This is a genomic window from Blautia sp. DFI.1.216 (genome assembly GCF_020594215.1).
Taxonomy (GTDB): domain Bacteria; phylum Bacillota; class Clostridia; order Lachnospirales; family Lachnospiraceae; genus Blautia_A; species Blautia_A wexlerae.
In genome coordinates, this window is sequence record NZ_JAJDML010000284.1 from 1 (window position 1) to 208 (window position 208).

General features: G+C 34.6%; 1 pseudogene. It reads left to right on the plus strand.

Going from position 1 to position 208, the window contains the following annotated elements:
* A pseudogene (locus LJE11_RS19735) lies at positions 1 to 208 on the plus strand (IS607 family transposase); the annotation flags it as partial.

Consider the following 208-nt stretch of genomic DNA (forward strand, 5'->3'; position numbering starts at 1 on the left):
AATATATCGCTTCACTTTATAATTGTGAGATTGAGATTATTGATAATACTGAAAAATCCGAACAGCAGGAACTTGTTGAGGATCTGGTTCAGATAATCACAGTATTCAGTTGTAAATTACAGGGAAAACCAGCGAATAAAGCTAAGAAACTTATCCGTGAACTGATACAGGAGGAAACAGATGGTAAAAGCCATAAAAGTAATGCTGA